Consider the following 14,840-nt stretch of genomic DNA (forward strand, 5'->3'; position numbering starts at 1 on the left):
GTTTACGGCGGGCGCGGGCCGGGGCCGTCGTCGAGGCCCCGGCCCGCTCGGCTCAGTCCCCGGCCGGGGCGGGCGCGGTCTGCGCGTCCCGCTGCTGCCAGGGCCGGCACAGGAACAGGAAGCAGCTCACCGAGAGCACCGCGCAGACCAGCTGCACCAGGGCCATCGGGACGGCCGTGTCCTCGCCCGCGATGCCCACCAGCGGGGACGCGATCGCGCCGACCAGGAAGGAGGAGGTGCCGAGCAGCGCCGAGGCCGATCCGGCGGCGTGCGGGGTCCGCATCAGTGCCTGTGCGTTGGTGTTCGGCAGCACGATGCCCATCGCGGACATGAGGACGAACAGCGCGGTGGCGATGGGGGTCAGTCCGACCTCGCCGAAGACGCCCGTCGCCATCAGCAGCAGGGACACCGCGGAGACCAGGACGACCGCGAGGCCGATCGCCAGCACCTTGTCCAGGCGCACCCGGCCGACCAGCAGCTTGCCGTTGATCTGGCCGACGAGGATCAGGCCGACGGAGTTCAGGCCGAAGAGCAGGGAGAAGGTCTGGGGCGAGGCCCCGTAGATCTCCTGGACCACGAAGGGGGAGGCGGAGATGTAGGAGAAGAGGACGGCGAAGGCGAAGCCGCCGGTCAGGGTGTAGCCGGCGAAGACCCGGTCGCCGAGCAGTCCGCGCATGGTCCGCAGGGCGGAGCCGACGCCGCCGGTGTGCCGCCGTTCGGGCGGCAGGGTCTCGCCGAGGCCGCGCCAGACCATCAGGGTGAGGATCGCGCCGACGCCGGTGAGGACGACGAAGACGCCCCGCCAGTCGGCGAAGCGCAGCACCTGGCCGCCGATGAGCGGTGCGACGATCGGGGCGGCCCCGGATATGAGCATCAGGGTGGAGAAGAAGCGGGCCATCTCGTCGCCGTCGTACAGGTCGCGCACGACGGCGCGCGCGATGACGACGCCGGCGGCGCCGGCCAGGCCCTGGAGCAGCCGGAAGGCGATCAGCAGCTCGGCGGTGGGGGCGAGCGCGCAGATCGCGGTGGCCAGGACGTAGACGACCATGCCGACGAGCAGCGGCCGGCGGCGGCCCCACTTGTCGCTCATCGGGCCGATGACGAGCTGGCCGAGGGCCATGCCGGCGAGGCAGGCGGTCAGGGTCAGCTGGATCGTCGCGGCGGGGCTGTTCAGGACGTCGGTGACCTGCGGCAGGGCCGGCAGGTACATGTCCATGGACAGCGGGGGGAGGGCGGTGAGCCCGCCGAGGATGAAGGTGACGAGCAGGCTCGTGCGGCGGGCGCGCGCCAGGGACGCGGTGGCGCTGGGGGCGGAGGGCGATTCGGGCGACGATTCGTGCGAGGGTGCCGTCGCGGGGCCTCTCTCCGACATGCGGAACTCCAGTCTTCTCATCTGCTTTTATGCACCCCTGACCGACCCATGTTCTCAGCAATCGGAACGTCCGGGGACCGGAGCGTGCTGTGACGTACCCTGCGGCCCCATGGACGAACCTACGAAGAAGATCGCCGTGGTGACCGGCGCCGGCTCCGGGATCGGCCGCTCGGTGGCCCTGACCCTGGCCGCGGCGGGATGGGCCGTGGCCCTGGCCGGCCGCCGGGCCGAACCGCTGGAGGAGACCGCCGCCGCGGCCGGGCCCGGCGCCGACGTGCTGTGCGTGCCGGCCGACGTCAGCGACCCGGCCGACGTGGATCGGCTGTTCGAGTCGGTACGGGCCCGCCACGGGCGCCTCGACCTGCTCTTCAACAACGCCGGCACCTTCGGGCCCGGCGGCGTCCCGCTGGAGGACATCACCTACGAGGCCTGGCGCTCGGTCGTCGACGTCAACCTCACCGGCGCCTTCCTCTGCGCGCAGGCCGCCTTCCGGCAGATGAAGGCCCAGGACCCGCAGGGCGGCCGCATCGTCAACAACGGCTCCATCTCCGCCCACGTGCCCCGGCCGAACTCCATCGCCTACACCGCGACCAAGCACGCCATGACCGGCCTGACGAAGTCCCTGTCACTGGACGGGCGGCCGTACCGGATCGCCTGCGGCCAGATCGACATCGGCAACGCGGCGACCGAGATGACCGAGCGGATGCAGACCGGAATCCTCCAGGCCAACGGGCAGCTGGCCGTCGAACCGGTCATGGACGCCGCCGACGTGGCCCGCACGGTCCTGCACATGGCCGAACTCCCGCTGGGGGCGAACGTGCAGTTCGCGACGGTGATGGCCACCGCCATGCCGTACATCGGCCGCGGCTGAGCCGTCCGGCCGCCCCACCCCATTGCCACGGCGCGGAGCCGCCGACGATCATGACCGCATGACCGATACCGAGGTACTGCGCTACACCGCCTTCTCCGGAGACCCGGACGGCGGCAACCCCGCCGGCGTCGTGCTCGACGCCGCCGGGCTGGACGACGACGCGATGCTGAAGATCGCCGCCGGGCTGGGCTACAGCGAGTCGGCCTTCCTCACCGCCCCGCCCGAGGGGCTCGGCGGCCAGGAGGGCCGCTCCTTCACCGTGCGCTACTTCAGCCCCAAGGCCGAGGTCCCCTTCTGCGGCCACGCCACGGTCGCCACGGCCGTCGCCCTCGCGGAGCGGATCGGGCCCGGCGAGCTCCTCCTCGCCACCCGCGCGGGAACCGTCCCGGTGTCCGTCGCGGCCGAGGACGGCCGCCTGCGGGCCACGCTGACCAGCGTCGAGCCGCACACCGAGGAGATCGCCGCCGCCGACCTCGCCGAGGCGCTCGCCGCGCTGGACTGGCCGCAGGCCGACCTCGACCCGGCCTTCCCGCCGAGGATCGCCTACGCCGGAGCCCGCCACCTGGTGATCGGCGCCGCCACCCGCGCCCGGCTCGCGGACCTCGCCTACGACTTCGCCCGGCTGGAGGCGCTGATGCGGCGCCTGGACCTCACCACCGTCCAGCTGGTGCACCGGGCGGGCCCTCGGGAGTTCCACGTACGCGACCCGTTCCCGCCCGGCGGTGTCGTCGAGGACCCGGCGACCGGTGCCGCGGCGGCCGCCTTCGGCGCGTACGCCCGCGAGCTCGGCCTGGTCCCGCAGGACGCCGTACTGACCCTCCACCAGGGCGCGGACATGGGCCGCCCCGGGGTGCTCACGGTCGAACTGCGCGAGGGCGACCCGCGCGTCCGCGTCAGCGGCACGGCGGTCCGCATCCCGTGACCACGGATCCCCGGGTGCTGGGCTTCGCCGAGGCCGACGTGCCCGCGGCGCTGGCCGCCCAGGTGGCCGAGCTGGAAGCGGAGGCCTGGCCCGGCTCCACCCCGGGGCACGACCCGGCGCTGGCGCCGCGCACCCTCCTCCTCGTCGACGACGAGGGCACGGTGGCCGCCGCGCTGACCCTGCTCCACAAGCCGGTCCCGCTCGCGGGGCGCACGTACCGGGCGGCCGGGCTCAGCTCCGTCGTGACCCGCGGCGCGCTGCGCGGGCGGGGGCTCGGCGGGCGGCTGGTGGCGGCCGCCCGCGCGGAACTCGCCGCGGACCCGGCCGTGGACCTGGCGCTGTTCAGCTGCGACCGGCCCCTCGCACCGTTCTACGAGGCGGCCGGCTTCGCACCGCTGCCCGGCACGGTCCTCGTGGGCGGCACCCCCGAGGACCCGCTGGCCACCGACGCCCCGGGCTTCGACAAGGTGGTGGTCGCGGCCTTCTTCACCGAAGCCCCGGCGGCGGACCGCGCGGCCTTCACCGCCGTACGCGTCCCGCTCCACCCCGGGAGCGTCGACCGGCTCTGGTGAACCGTCAGCCGGCGGGAGTGGCGTTCGGGCTGTCGGAGGGCGTGGCGGTGCTCGCCGGGCGGCGGCCGCCGCGCTCGGCGAAGAACAGCACCAGCACGGGCACCAGGTACAGCACCCACACCGTCAGCTGGAGGACGGTCGGGTCCGGCTGGAAGTTGAAGACGCCCTTGAGCAGGGTCCCGTACCAGCTGTCCGGCGGGACGGCCGTGCTGACGTCGAAGGCCCTGTCGTTCAGACCGCCCAGGAAGCGGGCCTCCTGCAGGTCGTGGACGCCGTACGCGAGCACGCCCGCGGCCACGACCACCAGCATCGCGCCGGTCCACCGGAAGAACTTCGCCAGGTTGATCCGCACGGCACCCCGGTAGAAGAGGTAGCCGAGCACGATCGCCGTCGCGATGCCCAGCAGCACGCCGACCAGCGGCGCCGAGGAGCCCTCGCCGCTGGCCCGTACCGACGCCCACACGAACAGCGCGGTCTCCAGGCCCTCCCGGCCGACCGCCAGGAACGCGGTGGCGACCAGCGCGCCGGTGCCCATGGCGAGGGCCGTGTCGAGCTTGCCGTGCAGCTCGGCCTTCAGGTGCCGCGCGGTGCGCTTCATCCAGAAGACCATCCACGTCACCAGCCCCACCGAGATGATCGACAGGCTGCCGCCCAGCAGCTCCTGCGCCTCGAAGGTCAGCTCCTGGGAGCCGAATTCGAGCATCGCGCCGAAGGCGAGCGAGAGCGCGCAGGCGATCCCGATGCCGAGCCACACCGGACGCAACGCGTCCCTGCGGTCCGTCTTCACCAGGTACGCGACGAGGATGCAGACGACCAGACTGGCCTCCAGCCCCTCGCGCAGGCCGATCAGATAGTTGCCGAACACGGTGGTTCTTCCTCTCCGGCGGGGACTTACGCGAACAGCACCCGGCCCCACCAGTCGTCCTTGTCGCGGACGCCCGGCGGGACGGCGAAGACGGCCGAACCCACGTGCTGGATGTATTCGTTGAGGACGTCGGACTTCGCCAGGTTGCGCTGGATCGGGACGAAGCCCGTGCGGACGTCACGCTGGTAGGCGAGGAAGAACAGGCCCGCGTCGAGGCGGCCCAGGCCGTCCGTGCCGTCGGTGAAGGAGTAGCCGCGCCGCAGGATCGTCGCACCGTTGTTGGTGTCCGGGTGCGCGAGACGGACGTGCGCCTCCGGCTTCATCGCCTTCAGGAAGGGCTCGTCGCGCTCCTTGGACTTGCCCACCGGGGCACCCTCGCCCTTGTCGCGGCCGAAGATGTCCTCCTGCTCCTGCAGCGGGGTCCGGTCCCAGGTCTCGATGTTCATCCGGATCCGGCGCGCCACCAGGTACGAGCCGCCCGTCAGCCAGTCGCTGCCGTCGCCCGCGCCGACCCACACGTGCTTGTCCAGGGCCGCCCGGTCGGTGCCCGAGATGTTCCGGGTGCCGTCCTTGAAGCCCATCATGTTGCGCGGGGTCTGCTCGTCGGGCGTCGTCGAGGACGTCTTGCCGAAGCCGAGCTGCGACCAGCGCACCGCGACCCGGCCGAAGCCGATCCGGGCCAGCTGGCGGATGGCGTGCACGGCGACCTGCGGGTCGTCGGCGCACGCCTGCACGCACAGGTCGCCGCCGGAGCGCGCCGGGTCCAGGTTGTCCCCGGGGAACAGCTCCAGGTCCACCAGGGCCTCGGGGCGCCGGCCCTCCAGCCCGAACCGGTCCTTCGCGAACAGGCCCGGACCGAAGCCGATCGTGAGGGTCAGCCGGGAGGCCTTCAGGCCGAGGGCCTCACCGGTGTCGGTCGGCGGTGCCTCCGGCAGGCCCTCGTACACGTCGCCGACCGGCAGGCCCGCCGTCATCAGACGGGCCGCCGCGGTCCACTCCTTCAGCAGCTCGACCAGCTGCGCGCGGTCCTTCGTCTTCACGTCGAAGGCCGCGAAGTGCAGCCGGTCCTGCACGGCGCTGGCGATACCGGCCTGGTGCTCGCCGTGGAAGGGCACGGCCCCGCCCGCGGCGGCGGCCGAGACCATGTCCGAGCCGCCGCCGAAGGCCACGGCCGCACCGCCGGCCGCGGCGGCGCCGAGCGCGAGCCCGGCCCCGCCCCAGCCGAGCACCGCACGACGGGAGGGTGCCGCGGCGGGGGCCTCCGCGGAGGCGCCGGCGGCCTGGTGCGGCTGCTCCGCCGCCGGTTGCGACTCGGTCATCGTCTGCTCCCGTCTGCTTCCGTTTGCCCCGGCTCCGTTACTTCGCGACCGCGGCGGCGAGCTTGGACAGGGGCTCGGCGAGCGCGTTCACGCCGTCCGAGAGCTCCTTGCGCTCCGCCTCGCCGACCTTGTCGTACGAGGTGAACTCGTAGGAGGTCTTGTCGGCGCGGTACTTGTCCAGAAGGGTGTTCAGGGCCGCGAACTGCGCGTCGAGCTGCTTGGACAGTGCCGGGTCGTTCTTCTCGGCGATCGGCTTGAGCAGCTCGTACGCCTTCTGCGCGCCCTCGACGTTGGCCTTGAAGTCGACGAGGTCGGTGTGGGAGTAGCGCTCCTCCTCACCCGTGACCTTGCCGGTGGCGACCTCGTCGAGGAGCTCCTTGGCGCCGTTGGCGATCGAGGTGGGGGTGATCTCCGCTTGGCCGACCTTCTTCTGCCAGTCGGTCAGGTCCGCGATCAGGGTGTCGGCGAGCTTCTTGTCGTTGTCGTCGATCTTGTTGTCGGCCCACAGGGACTTCTCCAGGCGGTGCCAGCCCGTCCAGTCCTTCGCCGGGTCCTGGCCGGCCTCCAGGCCGTCCTCGCGGACGTCGACCTTCGGGTCGATGTCCCCGAAGGACTCGGCGACCGGCTCGGTGCGCTCCCAGCCGATGCGGGAGGGCGCGTACGCCTTCTTCGCGGCCTCGACGTCGCCGGCCTTGACCGCGTCCGCGAAGGCCTGCGCCTTGGGGAGGGTCTCCTCGGCCTGCGCGACCACGTACGCGCGGTACGCGGCGACGGCGGCGTCCGCCTCCGGGCTGCGCTTCTCCTCGGCGGCGCCCTTGGCCCCGGTCGCCTTGACCTTCTGGGCGATGCCGTCGCCCTTCATGCCGGGCTTGCAGACGATCTCGTAGTCGCCCGCCTTGATCTCGGCGGTGATGGACGCCTTGGTGCCCGGGCCGATGTTCTCGCGCTCGGTGACGATGCGGGCGTCCGGGAAGAGGACGTAGACCTCGGTGACCTTGGAGCCCTTGTTCTCGACGTCGATCTGCACCTTGCCGGCCGGGAACTCCGTCTTCGACACGTCGCAGGCGCTGTCGGAGGCCGCCACACGGATCGCGTCGTCGCCCGCGTCGCTCTTCTGGGAGCAGCCGGTGGCGACGGTCAGGGCGACCACCGCGGTGGCGGCGGCGACGGTGAGGCGGGCGGGGCGCATAGGGGGCTCCTGGGCGTCGGACGAGGGCCGTCCCAAGGGGGAGAGGCCGGTGAGGCGGACCTAACTTAACCGAGCCTTACTTCACCCATACCCCTTCGTGCAGTGATTCAGCTCTCACGTTTCGGCCTGGGACACGGGGCCGTCACGGACCCTCCACGACAAGCCCATGGCCCGGTCAAGCAGGGGTCAAGAGGGCATACCGAGCGGTATGGCGGCGGGCTCGGCGGCATGGTCCGCGACGCGTTCCGCACCTCATTCCGCGACGCGTACGGGGACCACGAGCGGGGCGCCCGTGCGGGGGTGCGGGAGCACCTCGACGGGCTGCCGGTACACGCGGCTGAGGAGGGCGTCCTCGAACACCTCGGAGGGCGGTCCGTCGGCGGCGATCCGTCCGTCGTGCAGGACGGCGGCCCGGTCCGCGTAGGCGGCGGCCAGTCCCAGGTCGTGCAGGACGACGACGACCGCGTCACCGGCCGCGGCCCGCTCCCGGCAGATGCGCAGCACGAGCTCCTGGTGGCGCAGGTCGAGGGCGGCGGTGGGCTCGTCGAGCAGCAGCAGCGGAGCCCGCTGGGCCAGTACGCGGGCCAGCGCGACCCGGGCGCGCTCGCCGCCGGAGAGCGCGGAGAAGGGGCGCGCGGCGAATTCGGTGACCTCGGCCGCGGCCATCGCCGTGGCGACGGCCTCCTCGTCCGACTCGGCGAACGGGGTGCCGGCCCAGGGCGCGCGGCCCATCCGTACGACGTCCTCCACCGGGAAGGGGAAGGACAGCGCGGCCGACTGGGGCAGGACCGAGCGGCGCAGCGCGAGGTCCGGGGCGCTCCAGTCGCCCACCGGGCGGCCGTCGACGCGGACTTCGCCGGAGGCGGCGGGCAGGTCCGCGGCGAGGGCGCCGAGGAGGGTGGACTTGCCCGCGCCGTTGGGGCCGACCAGGGCCAGCACCTCCCCGGCCCGGGCGGACAGGTCGATGCCGGCGAGTACCTCGCGCTGCCCGAGCCGGACGTGCAGGTCCACGGCCTCGGCGAGGGCCGTGCCGGGGGCCGGCCGGGCGGGGACGGTGCGGCGGCCGCGGGCGAACAGGCGGGACAGCGGGCCGGAGGCGGTGGCGGTGGCGGTGGCCTTGGCGGTGGCCTTGGCTTCCGTCGTGCGGGTGGTGGTGCGGGTCACGCCCAGCCTCCTTGCTTGCGGCGGGTGCGACGCAGCAGCCAGAAGAAGAACGGGCTGCCGATCAGGGCGGTCAGGACGCCGAGGGGCAGCTCGGCGGGCTGGGCGAGGGTCCGGGCGGCGAGGTCGCCCGCGACCAGGACCACGGCGCCGGCCAGGGCGCTGCCCGGGACCAGGAAGCGGTGGCCGGGGCCGTTGGCCATGCGCAGCAGGTGCGGGACGAGCAGGCCGATGAAGGTGATGACGCCGGCGACGGCCACGGCGGCCGCGGTGAGCAGGGCGACGACCAGGATGAGGGCGAGGCGCAGCCGTTCGACGTCGATGCCGAGGTGGCGGGCGGGCCGCTCGCCGAGCGAGAGCAGGTCGAGCCGGCGGGCGTAGAAGGGGGCGACGAGCAGGCCGGCGACGGCGCAGGGCAGGACCGCGAGCACCTTGGGCCAGGTGGCCTGGGCCAGGGAGCCCAGCTGCCAGAAGGTGATCTGGTTGACCTGGCCGCTGTCCGCGAAGAACACGAACAGGCCGATGAGCGCGCCGGCGAAGGCGTTGACCGCGATGCCGGTGAGGATCAGCGTGACGACCTCCGTCTTCCCGCCGTTGCGGGAGAGGAGGTAGACCGAGCTGACGGTGATCAGGCCCGCGACGAACGCGCAGACGGTGATGGTCCAGTTGCCGAAGAAGCTGAGGCCGAGGCCGATGGCGGCGACCGCGCCGACGGCGGCGCCGGCCGAGATGCCGATGACGCCGGGTTCGGCGAGGGGGTTGCCGAAGACGCCCTGCATGAGCGCGCCCGCGCAGCCGAGGCTGGCTCCGACGAGCAGCGCGAGCACGACGCGGGGGAGGCGTACGTTCCACAGCACGCTCTCGCCGACCCGGTCCAGCGGTGCCCCGCCGAGGCCCAGGCGGTGCTGGGCGGAGGCGAGGACGTCGGCGGTGGGGATGCGGTAGGCGCCGGTGCCGGCGGAGACCACGGCGAGCAGGACCAGGGTCGCGACCAGGGCGAGGGTGAGGAACAGGGCCTTCCGGCCGCGCCGGCCGCCTGCGGCGGGCTTCGCGGGGTCGGGTGCGGCTCCCGTGGCGGGGGCTGCGCCGTCCGTGCCGGGGGCTGCGCCTGCTGTGCCCTGGCCGGAGCCTGCCGTGGCGGGGGCGGTGGTCTCGGGGGCTTCGCCGGGGGGCGTGGCTTCGGTGGGGCCGGGCGCGCGCCGGGGCGTCTCCTCGGGCGCCGAACGGTTCTCGGTGTCGGACGGTGCGGCGGCGGTGCGTTCGGCGCCCTGCGGGGAGCGCCCCGGCGCACACCCGGCCCCGGCAGGGTCGTTCGGTGCGGCGGTCGCTTCGGCGTCGTAGGGGAGTGTCATCTCAGCCCTTGCCGTAGAGCTGGGTGATCAGGGAGGACAGGACCTGGTCCGTGCGGGGGCCGTAGTTGAGGAGGACGCCGTCGTCGACCGTGACCACGCGGCGGTCCATGCCGGCCGGGGTCTGGGCGACGCCCGGGATCTTCACCAGGCCGTCGATGCCGCCGACCGATTCGAGGCCCTTGGACATGACCAGGATCGCGTCGGGGGCGGCGGCCGCCAGGGCCTCGCTGGTGATCGGGGTGAAGTCCTTGCCGAGGCCGGACTCCTTGCCGGTGTCGACCGCTCCGGCCGCCTCCAGCAGCGAGGCGGCGCCGGAGTCCGAACCGCCCAGCAGGTAGACGGAGGCGGTGCCCCGCAGGTAGAGGAAGGCCACCCGGGGCTGCTTGCCCGCGGCCGCAGGAACGTTCTTTCGGGCGGCTGCGATCCGGTCGGCGGTGCGCTGGTTCAGCTGTGCTCCGGCGTCCTTGACGCCGAGCGCGGTGGCGACGGCGTCGATCCGCTTCGGCACGTCGTCCAGCCCCTTGGCGGGAGCGACGACGAGGACGGGGATGCCGGCGTCGCGGATCTGCTGGACCGCCTCGGCGGGGCCGGTGGTGGTCTCCGCCAGCACCAGCGTGGGGCGCAGCGACAGCACGCTCTCGGCGGAGACGTCGTGGCCACGCGTCACCACCGGCAGCTGCGCCGCCTGTTCGAAGGTGGCCGTGATGTCCCGGGCGACGACCTGCCCGCCGAGGCCCAGCGTGTGGACGATCTCGTTGAGGCTGCCGGTCAGCGGGATCACCCGGTCGGCCGCGGTGACGGTCACCTGGGTGCCGTCCGCCGAGGGCACGGTCACCGGCAGCGCGGGCTGCGGCGTCCCGGCGAGTGGCTCCACCCGGTCCGGAGCGGCAGCGGCGGCGGGGGCGGATGAGCCCGGAGGGGTGGCCGTACCTCCGCAGCCCGTCAGCGCGAGTGCCAGTGCTGCCACGGCAACTGCGAGACGGGGAAAGCGGTGTGACGCGGCGGGCGTAGGCACGAAGGCACCGTCCTGATCGTCCGACTGAGGTTCTGGGGACCGGGGGGTTTCCATCCGGCCTGGGTTTACCTTAGGTTAGCCTAACCTTGCTTGCTAGATCCTGGAGGGGGCATTCATGCCCGCGAGACCCGTCCGTACGCTCACCATCGCCCTGCTGGCGGGCCTGTTGGGGGCTCTGCTCCCGGCGACCGCCGCACACGCGGGCACCGTACAGGGGGGTCGGCTCGACTGGGGCATCAAATCGTCTTTCCAGAGTTATGTCACCGGTCCGGTGGCAAAAGGCGGTTTCAAGCTGAAGAGCGGAGCCGCCACGGTGGGCGGAAGCCTGTTCCGCTTCCACTCGGCCACCGGCTCCTACGACCCCGGGACGGGCGCGTTCGAAGCCTCGTACTCCGGCGGGGTGACCTTCCAGGGCCATCAGAAGCCGGACGGCGTCTACGAGCTCGACATGACCGTCAGCCGCCCCACCGTCAAGATCAGCGGCGGTAGCGGGACGCTGTACGTGGACGTCTCCAGCAAGGCCAAGGACACCGGTACGGTCAGCAACCAGAGCCAGGTGCCCTTCGCGACGCTCGGCGTCGGCGGGATCAACATGAAGGGCGGCGGCACCCCGCTGACCCTCACGAACATCCCGGTCACCCTCACCTCCCAGGGCGCCCAGGCGTTCGCCGGCTACTACCCGGCCGGCGCGCGGCTGGACCCGCTCTCGCTCTCGGCCGATGTGAAGACGGCCCCGGCGGCGGAGGCCCCGCAGTCGCCGTCCGCGCAGCCGAGCACCACGGCCGAGGCTTCGCAGGCGCCCGGCGCCTTCGCCGACGCCGCCGTCGACTGGGGGGTGCGCCGCACCTTCCGCGAGTACGTCACCGGTTCGATCGGCCAGGGCAAGTGGACCCTGGAAGAGGGCGCCCAGGACGGCGGCGCGCTGTTCCGCTTCCCGCAGGGCAAGGGCGCGTACGACGGCCAGAAAGGCACGCTCGACGCGGCCTTCGCCGGCACCATCCGGTTCACCGGAGCCCATCTGGACCTGACGCTCGGCAAAATGGGCGTGAAGGTCGAGAACGGCAAGGGCGTGCTGTCCGCGGACGTCACCACGGCGGGCGCGACGAAGAACGCCGTCCCGCTGGTCGAGTTCGACGCCAAGGGCCTGAAGACCGAGGGCGCGCTCGTCACCCTGACCGAGGCCCCGGCCACCCTCACCGAGGGCGGCTCCCAGGCCTTCAACTCCATGTACAAGGCCGGCACCGAGATGGACCCCGTCTCGCTGGCCGTCGCCCTCGACGCCACCGCGCAGCTGCCGGCCCTGCCCGACCTGGGCTCCACGGCCTCGCCGTCGGCGGCTCCCGCCCCCGCGCCGTCTGCGGCTCCCGCTCCCGCCGCGGAGTCCGGGAAGTCCTCGAACACCGGGCTCTACGCGGCCCTGGCCGCGGCCGTCCTCCTCCTGGCCGCCGCCGCAGCCGTCCTGCTGCGCAAGCGCCGTAAGCCCCCGGTTGTCGCCGCCGAGGCCTCGGCTCCGGCCGCTGCCGCGGCGTCGGTGCCGGCCCAGGCCGCCGACCCGGCCGAAGCCCCGGCCCAGCGCCAGGAGGCGGCCTCGGCTCCCGCCGGGGCGCCCGCCGGGGCTCCGGCCTCCGGCTCGGCCACCGCAGGGGCGTCCGCCCCGGAGGCCCCGGCCGCCTCGGCGGAGCCGGAACCGTCTTCTGCCGAGGCTTCCGGCTCCGGTGCTGCTTCCGCCACCCCGGCCCAGGACTCGGCTCCGGCCAAGGACTCGGAGGCGGGTGCGAAGCCCGCACCCGGCTCGGGCACGGGCACGGGCTCGGCGGACGCCGACGGGTCGAAGTAGTGCCCCACCCTCACCCCCTTTCCCCTTCCGTCTCCCAGGAGTTCCCCGCCATGTCGTCCCTCCGCCGCCCGATCTCCCTCGCGGCCGCCGTCCTGACCGCCGCCGCTCTCGGCGCCACCGCCCTCGCCCTGCCGGCCACCGCCGCGGGCGGCCCCCCGACCGGGCCCGTGAAGATCGTCGGCGGCACCCTCGACTGGGGCGTCCTCGCCAGCTACCGCGCCTACGTGACCGGCATGGCCAAGGGCACCATCACCGTCGCCGAGGGCGCCCAGCAGAACGCCGACGGCACCCTCCGCTTCGTCGAGCCGACCGGCCAGTACGACCCGGCCGGCGGCCACGTGGTGAAGGCGGCCTTCAAGGGCAGCGTCACCTTCTCCTCGCCCGCCCCGCCGACCGGCCACGGCTTCGAGGTCAAGCTCTCGGACATACGCATCGACACCGGCACCAAGAAGCTGACCGCGGACGTCACCAAGTCCGGCGCCACCGCCCAGGACGTCCCGCTCGCGACCGTCGCCTTCGCCGGCCAGTCGATGACCGGTCTCGCGACGACCCTCACCAAGGAGGCCGCGGACGCGCTCGGTTCCGCTGGCTACGAGAACAAGGCCGGCGACCCGCTCACCGCGGACCTGAAGTTCGAGCAGCCCGCCCCCGAGCCGACCCCGACGAAGCCGACCCCCACCAAGGACCCCACGCCCACCAAGGACCCCAGCCCCACCAAGGACCCGAGCCCCACCGCTCCGGCCGACGGGGTGCAGAAGGTCCTGAACGGCAGGCTGACGTGGGGTGTGAAGGAGTCCTTCCGCCGGTACGTGCTGGGCGCGGGCTCGATCACCCCGGCCGGCGGCGCCGCCAAGAACGGCGAACTCTTCGACTTCGCCTTCGGCAAGGGCGAGCTCGACGCGAAGAAGCAGAAGCTGAACGCTTCCTTCGAGGGCAACCTCCGCTTCCAGTACGCGGCCCACGGCATCGACATGACCTTCGCCAACCCCCGCATCGACGCCACCGGCAAGACCGGAACCCTGTACGTCGACGTCAAGAACGCGGCCGGCAGCAAGACGGGCGTCGCCTTCGCCACGCTCGACCTGTCGAAGACCGACTACAAGACCAAGAACGGCGTGCTCGCGCTCAACGGCGTGCCCGCGGCCTTCACCGCCGACGGCGCGGCCGTCTTCGCCAACGACACCACCGGCTCCATGTACAAGGCGGGCGACGCGATCGACCCGCTCACCCTCTCGGTGTCGGTGGACAAGGACGCCACCCTGCCGCCGTCCACGGGCGGCACCAGCGGCGGTTCGACGGGTGGTACCACCGGCGGTTCGACGGGCGGCGCCGCGGGCGGCGGTTCGGTCGGCGGCGGCTCCGTCGGCGGCAACCTCGCCAACACCGGCGCCGAGATCCCGGCCGGGGCCCTGCTCGCCACCTCCGGCATCGTCATCGCGGCCGGCGCCGGCGCCGTCTACATGGCGCGCAGGCGCCGTACGGCCCAGGTCTGAACCGTGTTTGAATTCCCGCGTGAACGATCTCGATGTCCTGAGGGTCTTCTGCGCGGGTGACGGCCGGTACGGCAACCTGCTCGGCGTCGTGCGCGACGGCCGGACCTGCCCCGACGACGCGTCGCGGCAGGCGCTGGCCGCCGAACTCGGCTACAGCGAGACGGTGTTCGTCGACGACCCCGAACGCGGGGTCGTCGACATCCGCACCCCCGGCACGCGGATGTCCTTCGCGGGACACCCGCTGGTCGGGGTCGCGTGGCTGCTGGACATCGAGGAGCTCCAGCCGCCGGCCGGATCCGTATGGGCCCGTGACGACGGGGAGTTCACCTGGATCACGGCCCGGCCCGAGTGGGTCGAGGGCAAGCGCACCCAGCAGTACGGGAGCGTCGCCGAGGTCGAGGCGCTGCCGTCGCCGCCGCCCGGCGAGGGCTGGCTGTACGCCTGGGCGTGGGAGGACGAGGCGGCCGGCCGCGTCCGGGCCCGGGGCTTCCCGCGCCGCCCCGACGGCGTCATCGCCGAGGACGAGGCCACCGGCTCGGCGGCGATCCTGCTGACGGCCGAGCTGGACCGCGCCCTGAACATCACCCAGGGCGCCGGCTCCCAGATCCTCACCGCCCCCGGCGCCGACGGCACGATCGAGGTGGGCGGCCGCGTCCGCTTCGCCCCGCCCGCACACCCCGCGGACTCCGTGCACCCCGTGCACCCCGCCTAGGTACCCCGCCCCCGGGAAGTGAGTCCTGTGGGCGCTCACGGCCGGCTGAAACGGCTGCGGGGCCGGTCCGGGTGGGGGGTTGTTGTTCCGGCTTGGAACACGGCCTTGTAGTCGAAGACCGCCGCATGCACTTTGCTTGCCACCGCACCCGCCCATCCTG

12 protein-coding genes and 1 pseudogene are annotated in these 14,840 nt (G+C 73.4%); 6 read left to right on the forward strand and 7 right to left on the reverse strand.

Annotation, left to right across the window (positions count from 1 at the left end; genetic code table 11):
- Positions 1–52: 52 nt before the first annotated feature.
- Complete coding sequence (locus AB0O53_RS35990) at positions 53–1,372, reverse strand: Bcr/CflA family multidrug efflux MFS transporter (RefSeq protein ID WP_365201278.1); 1,320 nt, start codon at positions 1,370–1,372, stop codon at positions 53–55.
- A 109-nt stretch (positions 1,373–1,481) separates the two neighbouring features.
- Here AB0O53_RS35990 and AB0O53_RS35995 point away from each other — a divergent pair, with 109 nt between their 5' ends.
- From AB0O53_RS35995 to AB0O53_RS36005, 3 genes are read left to right on the forward strand one after another with little or no spacing between them, the layout of a single operon-like run.
- On the forward strand, positions 1,482–2,243 hold the full coding sequence (locus AB0O53_RS35995) for an SDR family oxidoreductase (protein ID WP_365201281.1): 762 nt from the start codon (positions 1,482–1,484) through the stop codon (positions 2,241–2,243).
- Between the two features lie 58 nt (positions 2,244–2,301).
- Positions 2,302–3,165 (forward strand): PhzF family phenazine biosynthesis protein, encoded by an 864-nt coding sequence (locus tag AB0O53_RS36000; protein WP_365201283.1) that lies wholly within the window; start codon positions 2,302–2,304, stop codon positions 3,163–3,165.
- Complete coding sequence (locus AB0O53_RS36005) at positions 3,162–3,737, forward strand: GNAT family N-acetyltransferase (protein ID WP_351001785.1); 576 nt, start codon at positions 3,162–3,164, stop codon at positions 3,735–3,737. The genes AB0O53_RS36000 and AB0O53_RS36005 overlap by 4 nt, the downstream gene beginning before the upstream one ends.
- A gap of 4 nt (positions 3,738–3,741) precedes the next feature.
- Here the strand turns inward: AB0O53_RS36005 and efeU are convergent, their stop codons facing one another.
- The 6 genes from efeU to AB0O53_RS36035 form a co-directional block, all read right to left on the reverse strand.
- Entirely contained in the window at positions 3,742–4,602 is an 861-nt protein-coding gene (gene efeU, locus AB0O53_RS36010) for an iron uptake transporter permease EfeU (protein WP_351001787.1), read from the reverse strand.
- Between the two features lie 26 nt (positions 4,603–4,628).
- Positions 4,629–5,921 (reverse strand): iron uptake transporter deferrochelatase/peroxidase subunit, encoded by a 1,293-nt coding sequence (efeB, locus tag AB0O53_RS36015; protein WP_365201288.1) that lies wholly within the window; start codon positions 5,919–5,921, stop codon positions 4,629–4,631.
- Positions 5,922–5,958: 37 nt separating this feature from the next.
- A complete protein-coding gene (gene efeO, locus AB0O53_RS36020) occupies positions 5,959–7,110 on the reverse strand; it encodes an iron uptake system protein EfeO (protein WP_351001791.1) in 1,152 nt (383 codons plus the stop codon).
- Between the two features lie 252 nt (positions 7,111–7,362).
- Positions 7,363–8,196 carry a heme ABC transporter ATP-binding protein gene (locus tag AB0O53_RS36025; RefSeq protein WP_365201298.1) on the reverse strand — a complete coding sequence of 278 codons (834 nt, stop codon included), beginning with the start codon at positions 8,194–8,196 and terminating at the stop codon, positions 7,363–7,365.
- A 74-nt stretch (positions 8,197–8,270) separates the two neighbouring features.
- On the reverse strand, positions 8,271–9,623 hold the full coding sequence (locus AB0O53_RS36030; protein ID WP_365201292.1) for an iron chelate uptake ABC transporter family permease subunit: 1,353 nt from the start codon (positions 9,621–9,623) through the stop codon (positions 8,271–8,273).
- 1 nt (position 9,624) lies between these two features.
- Positions 9,625–10,692: a heme/hemin ABC transporter substrate-binding protein gene (locus AB0O53_RS36035; protein WP_434094485.1), complete on the reverse strand. Its 1,068-nt coding sequence runs from the start codon at positions 10,690–10,692 to the stop codon at positions 9,625–9,627.
- A gap of 61 nt (positions 10,693–10,753) precedes the next feature.
- Between AB0O53_RS36035 and AB0O53_RS36040 the strand changes: the two are divergent.
- The 3 genes and pseudogenes from AB0O53_RS36040 to AB0O53_RS36050 form a co-directional block, all read left to right on the forward strand.
- Positions 10,754–12,118, forward strand: a pseudogene (locus tag AB0O53_RS36040) (HtaA domain-containing protein); the annotation flags it as partial.
- 407 nt (positions 12,119–12,525) lie between these two features.
- Entirely contained in the window at positions 12,526–13,968 is a 1,443-nt protein-coding gene (locus AB0O53_RS36045; RefSeq protein ID WP_365201294.1) for an HtaA domain-containing protein, read from the forward strand.
- Positions 13,969–13,987: 19 nt separating this feature from the next.
- Positions 13,988–14,680 (forward strand): PhzF family phenazine biosynthesis protein, encoded by a 693-nt coding sequence (locus AB0O53_RS36050; RefSeq protein WP_351001797.1) that lies wholly within the window; start codon positions 13,988–13,990, stop codon positions 14,678–14,680.
- Positions 14,681–14,840: the final 160 nt, after the last annotated feature.

The organism is Streptomyces erythrochromogenes, assembly GCF_040684695.1.
GTDB classification, from domain to species: Bacteria; Actinomycetota; Actinomycetes; order Streptomycetales; family Streptomycetaceae; genus Streptomyces; species Streptomyces erythrochromogenes_C.

Coding starts and splice junctions, on each gene's coding strand:
- AB0O53_RS35990 (WP_365201278.1), bottom strand. CDS start 1,372: ATGTCGGAGAGAGGCCCCGCGACGGCACCCTCGCACGAATCGTCGCCC.
- AB0O53_RS35995 (WP_365201281.1), top strand. CDS start 1,482: ATGGACGAACCTACGAAGAAGATCGCCGTGGTGACCGGCGCCGGCTCC.
- AB0O53_RS36000 (WP_365201283.1), top strand. CDS start 2,302: ATGACCGATACCGAGGTACTGCGCTACACCGCCTTCTCCGGAGACCCG.
- efeB (WP_365201288.1), bottom strand. CDS start 5,921: ATGACCGAGTCGCAACCGGCGGCGGAGCAGCCGCACCAGGCCGCCGGC.
- efeO (WP_351001791.1), bottom strand. CDS start 7,110: ATGCGCCCCGCCCGCCTCACCGTCGCCGCCGCCACCGCGGTGGTCGCC.
- AB0O53_RS36030 (WP_365201292.1), bottom strand. CDS start 9,623: ATGACACTCCCCTACGACGCCGAAGCGACCGCCGCACCGAACGACCCT.
- AB0O53_RS36035 (WP_434094485.1), bottom strand. CDS start 10,692: ATGGAAACCCCCCGGTCCCCAGAACCTCAGTCGGACGATCAGGACGGT.
- AB0O53_RS36045 (WP_365201294.1), top strand. CDS start 12,526: ATGTCGTCCCTCCGCCGCCCGATCTCCCTCGCGGCCGCCGTCCTGACC.